Annotated in this window: 4 protein-coding genes; 3 read left to right on the top strand and 1 reads right to left on the bottom strand. The window is 44.5% G+C overall.

Going from position 1 to position 4,650, the window contains the following annotated elements; translation table 11 throughout:
* Positions 1–57: 57 nt before the first annotated feature.
* Positions 58–699 carry a 4'-phosphopantetheinyl transferase family protein gene (locus tag DDR33_RS23120; RefSeq protein ID WP_109418178.1) on the bottom strand — a complete coding sequence of 214 codons (642 nt, stop codon included), beginning with the start codon at positions 697–699 and terminating at the stop codon, positions 58–60.
* 184 nt (positions 700–883) lie between these two features.
* Between DDR33_RS23120 and dcd the strand changes: the two genes are divergently transcribed.
* The 3 genes from dcd to DDR33_RS23105 all read left to right on the top strand — a co-directional run bounded on the left by dcd (position 884) and on the right by DDR33_RS23105 (position 4,634).
* Complete coding sequence (gene dcd / locus DDR33_RS23115; protein ID WP_109418201.1) at positions 884–1,420, top strand: dCTP deaminase; 537 nt, start codon at positions 884–886, stop codon at positions 1,418–1,420.
* A 79-nt stretch (positions 1,421–1,499) separates the two neighbouring features.
* Positions 1,500–4,193, top strand: coding sequence for a TonB-dependent receptor plug domain-containing protein (locus DDR33_RS23110; protein ID WP_109418177.1), 2,694 nt, complete (start codon positions 1,500–1,502; stop codon positions 4,191–4,193).
* 144 nt (positions 4,194–4,337) lie between these two features.
* Positions 4,338–4,634: an ATP-dependent Clp protease adaptor ClpS gene (locus DDR33_RS23105; RefSeq protein WP_109418176.1), complete on the top strand. Its 297-nt coding sequence runs from the start codon at positions 4,338–4,340 to the stop codon at positions 4,632–4,634.
* The last annotated feature ends 16 nt before the right edge of the window (positions 4,635–4,650 follow it).

Below are 4,650 nucleotides of genomic sequence, written 5' to 3'. Positions count from 1 at the left end.
GATCAGGCTTGGGCTTACTGTCCGAAAGCCTATTACCTGGAACTTACGACTTAAAACTTATTTCCCGGGCACATAGCCGATCATATAATCTTCAAAGCGCTCATACCCAACTGTGAACGTTGCCTGAAGAGGGCCTGCATCCAGACGGGCAGAGAATTCTCCTTCCTGACGGAAGGAGAACGGGTGAAGGCGAATGTGGTCCTTAAACGAAACATTACGCTTTCCCTGTAATTTGTATATCGCTTCTTTGGCACACCAGCAGATATATAAATGTTCAATCCTATGACTGGGATCAATGAACATGAGCTCCTCCGGACAGAGAAACTTATCTTCAATCCTGACAATCTTCTCCTTGACGAGCTCAATATCAATCCCTACAGGTTTATTTTCACTGATCATCACAGCTGCATAATCAAAGGAATGACTCAAAGAGATCTGGTGAGGAAAATTCACGAGATAGGGTTTTCCGTGTTCATCCACCCGGCAGTCGATGTAACCGCTGGTATTAAGCATTTCACGCAGCAATACCCGGGTGCTTAACCAATGCAGGTTCCTTTTCCCGTTATTCAGGCTTTCAACATAAGCCTTTTCTTCCTGGTTGAGTTGCAGGCGCGAATACAAATCCTCCGCCTCTTCCTCTATCTTCCAGACTGCAAATGCAGTCATCCCATCGAGTTGCCTTTGGTAAGCGAGTGCCATTTATTTCATTTTGTCAAAACAACTTACAAGTATAGCACAAACAGTTCCAATTATCCGAATCCTATAAAAATATGAGGATTTTCAGATATACGTTTTATTGTGTGCAGGGGAGCAGATCTGCAATTGTAAAATTTTCAGCCAACTGAAAAATATAATATTTAATTTAGTGCTGACCTTCAACATTATGATTCTCTCAGACAAACGTATTCTCGAAGAAATAGAAAAAGGCAGTATTATCATCGAGCCTTTCGACCGTAATTGCCTTGGCACCAATTCATATGACGTCCATTTGGGCAAGTATCTTGCAACTTATAAAAGCCGGACGCTTGACGCACGGTTACATAACGAAATTGAGCATTTTGAAATCCCGAAGGATGGATTTCTGCTTCAACCCGGAACATTATATCTCGGAGTTACGGTAGAATATACAGAAACACATCTTCATGTGCCCTTCCTTGAGGGAAAATCAAGTACAGGCCGCCTGGGGATAGACATTCATGCAACAGCAGGAAAAGGTGATGTGGGCTTTTGTAACACCTGGACACTGGAGATTTCGGTTGCCCAGCCAGTAAGGATTTATGCAGGAATGCCAATAGGACAGCTTATTTATTTTGAGGTTGCGGGGGAAATAGAAACTTTTTACAATTCTAAAGACAACGCGAAATATAACCGCAAAACTACCCGCCCTGTAGAAAGTATGATGTGGAAAAATACTTTTTAGATACAAGCGTTATAGTGTAATACTGAATATCACCGTGTTACACTTTTTTTCGCTTCATTAGGCTTATAAACTTATCTGTATGAGGATCCGATATTTACTTTTTGCTTGCATCCTGTTTTGTTCGGCCTACGGCCTGGCTTTCATGCCGGATGATGATCCGCTCAACAATATACTCTCCAAACTTGAGAAGTTCAGGTCAGAGTACCCGCAGGAGAAGGTCCATATTCATACAGATAAGCCCTATTATACGGTTGGTGATACCATCTGGTTTAAAGCCTACGTGGTAAACGGAGAGAAAAATGAGCTCTCAAACCTGAGCAAGATCCTTTATATTGACATCATTAACGAGAGGGACTCTTTGAAAAGAACACTGCGCCTCCCGGTGATCGCTGGTCTTGCATGGGGAGATATTACCCTGGCTGACTCTCTCTCTGAAGGAAATTACCGGTTAAGGGCCTATACCAACTGGATGCGAAACTTCGGTGAGGAGTATTATTTCGACAAGGTGATCCGGATTGGCAGCTCATATGCCAGCCAGGTAATTGGAAATGTAAGTTATGTATTTAATAAGATCGGCGGGAAGGATAACGTGGGCGCCGTACTGACTTATACTGACGAAGACGGAAATCCGCTTGCGGGGAAAGAGGTTAGCTATAACGTACAGCTTGAAGCCCGCAATATTGCCAAGGGCAAAGGGACAACAGACGGACAAGGCCGATTGTCCATAAACTTCACGAATTCACAACCATTTATCCTTAAATCAGGGAGGCTTAATACCAGCCTGAAGCTGGATGAAAAGACAGTGATAAGCAAAATGTTCCCCATTAAGTCGACTTCGGCAGAAGCAGATATCCAGTTTTTCCCTGAAGGCGGACAACTGGTAAACGGCCTGCGGTCAAAAGTTGCATTTAAGGCTACAGGGCCCGACGGTTTAGGCAGGATGGTTTCAGGAACAGTGAAAGATAAAGATAACAACGTCGTTGCCGATTTCAAATCGCAGCATGCGGGAATGGGAGTCTTTGCATTGGTACCTTCTGCTGGAAACTCTTATACTGCAACAGTAAAATTTGACGATGGATATGAGAAGCAGGTTAAATTGCCCCAGGCCGCTGCTTCAGGATATGTTTTGTCTATCGGTAATAATGATACAGACAACCTGGCTGTGAAAATCACCGCGAGTCCCGAGTTGCTTGACAAAGGAAATGTCACCCTCGTTTGCCAGTCCAATGGCCAGGTGAAGTTTGTGGCAAAGAACAACATGGCCAAGCAAACCTTGTCTGCTTTAATACCGAAAAACCGGTTTAACACCGGAATCCTTCAGGTCACCCTGTTTTCACCAAATTATGAACCGGTAGCAGAAAGACTCGTATTCATCCGCCGGGGCGACGGGATGAACGTCAACATCAGCACCGACAAGAGCAGCTATAAAAAACGCGAAAAAGTGACCTTGAATTTCAATGTTGCAGACACTGCCGGAAAACCCGAAATTGCTAACTTCTCTGTTGCTGTAACGAACGAGTCAAAGATACCCTTCGATGACGCGGGAGAAACCTCTATCCTTTCCAGCCTCCTTTTAACGTCGGAACTGAAGGGTTATATAGAAAAGCCGAATTACTACTTCACCGGCATTAACGAGGATAAAGAGATGCACCTGGACAACCTGATGCTGACCCAGGGATGGCGGCGCTTCACCTGGAAGAGCCTGCTTGCCGGCGGATTTCCCAACATCGTATTCCAGCCCGAAAAAAGCATGACGATAAGCGGAAAGGTAAAAACACTTGGAGGCAAGCCTGTCGCCAACGGAAAAGTGCTTCTTCTTGCATCAAAGGGAAGTATGACCATCCTTGATACAATCACAGATTCAGAGGGCCGCTTCACTTTTGACAATCTCACTTTCAGCGACAGCACACGCCTTGTTATACAGGCAAGAAATGCCAAAGACAAGAAAAATGTAGACATTGAAATAGACCGTGTTCCGGCGCAGCTGGTGACCCGCAGTAAAAACACCCCTGATATAGAGCTGAACGTAAACTCTTCTTTGCTTTCTTATCTTAAAGGCAGGAGAAATGATATCGAAGAACTGAAAAAACACGGGATGTTCAGGCGAAATATTATGCTGGAAGAGGTAAAGATCGTCGAGAAAAAACCCATTGTGAAAAACTCTTCCAATCTTAACGGCGCGGGACGTGCAGATTATGTTTTGACGGGCGACCGCCTTCAAAATTGTTCGACTCTCGAACAATGCCTCGTAGGTGTACCGGGGGTCATCGTAAGAAATGGAATGGCTTATTCCACACGCAGCCCTAATACTCCCATGCAACTGGTGGTTGACGGCATGAACATGGAACCCGATTTTCTCAGTATGATCGTCCCTTCGGACGTAGAATCAATAGAAGTGCTGAGAACAATCGGCACTACCGCTATTTATGGAATGAGAGGCGGAGGCGGTGTCCTCGTGATCAATACCAGGCGCGGAGAGCCGAATTATACTGCCAGAACGTTTGTGCCAGGAATTACTACTTATAATCCCCAGGGATATTATATTGGCCGACAGTTTTATTCTCCCAATTATGATGATCCAAAGGTTAACAAGGAACGTCCTGACCTGCGGACAACGGTGTTCTGGACCCCTAATGTTCTGAGTGATTCCACCGGAAAAGCCTCTGTTGGCTTCTTTACCACAAGTGAGGCCGGTAATTACAAGGTAGTGGCTGAAGGGCTCGATGGCAAAGGAGGAGTGACCAGGAAGGTGCTCAGGTTTAAGGTAAATTAAAGGAAGAAACCAGAGGTGCAGCTTTAGCCGTTTTGTTCATCATCTGTAAAAATATTGCTTCAAAAGTCAAAAAAGCCGGTGAGTTGCCTGCATGCAATCCCCTGAATTTTGTATATAAAAGCAATTTATCTAAGTTTGCAGGCTATGAATATACGATTTGCAGGAACAGAAACTGAAGTTGAAACTTTCACACTTGAAGAAGTACTTGCCGGGTTAAAATCGAATCATAAGCTCATCCTCTGGAATGATGACGTCAACACGTTCGAGCACGTCATCTACTGCCTTATTAAATATCTTGATTACTCGCAGCCGCAGGCTGAAAAGATTGCATTTACGGTGCATAACGACGGAAAGTGTGCAATCCTGGAAGGTTCCTTTACAGAACTCGAAGTTTACCGGAAGATCCTCCAGCAGGAAGGACTGACTGTAAGTATTGATTAGCTAATAGCTGTCAGAA

It is taken from the genome of Pararcticibacter amylolyticus, from assembly GCF_003130405.1.
Classification (GTDB): domain Bacteria; phylum Bacteroidota; class Bacteroidia; order Sphingobacteriales; family Sphingobacteriaceae; genus Arcticibacter; species Arcticibacter amylolyticus.
The sequence above is the reverse complement of the archived record's forward strand: the minus strand, read 5'-3'. Positions and strand labels throughout refer to the sequence as shown.